The following is a 668-nucleotide window of genomic DNA, read 5'->3' on the forward strand; positions in this document are numbered from 1 at the left end:
ACTTAATTACACTATTTATCAACCTATGACTATATTATTTAATATTCAAGTAGTTAATAATAAATGTCAAAATATTTTACAAGAAAAACTATATCTTAATCCATCTTTATATAGAGATGAATATATTACTAGCACTGAAAAAAATAGATTTATTCGAGTTAATGCCCTTACTGGAAAAATTGAAATTTCTTATCAAGCAACCGTCAAATTATTTCATTATTATGCTTATTCTAGTAATATTCCAGAAGTTCCAGTTGCTAATTTACCTGTAGAAACAATTCCTTATCTTTATCCTAGTCGTTATTGTCAGTCTGATTTGTTATTTAGTTTAGCCAAATCAGAGTTTGGAAATTTAAACCCTGGTTATTCTAGAGTTATGATGATTTGTGACTGGATTTATGACAAAGTAAAATATTTATCTGGCAGTACAAACTCCCAAACTTCAGCTTTTGATACTGCTAGAGAAAGGACAGGAGTTTGTCGTGATTTTGCTCATTTAGGTATTGCTTTTTGTCGAGCATTAAATATTCCTGCTCGTTTTGTTTCTGCTTATGCTTATAATCTTAATCCTCCAGATTTTCATGCTTGTTTTGAAGCTTATTTAGGTAATCGTTGGTATTTGTTCGACCCGACTAAATTAGTACCACTTACAGGTATTATTAGAATTA

The 668-nt window shown here is 29.5% G+C and carries 1 protein-coding gene; it reads left to right on the forward strand.

All coding sequences use genetic code 11. The features are described from left to right. The coding region (locus AFK68_RS00010; protein ID WP_246843900.1) for a transglutaminase family protein at positions 1 to 668 on the forward strand (668 nt) is incomplete at both ends.

This window comes from Hydrocoleum sp. CS-953, from assembly GCF_002260545.1.
Lineage (GTDB): Bacteria > Cyanobacteriota > Cyanobacteriia > Cyanobacteriales > Microcoleaceae > Trichodesmium.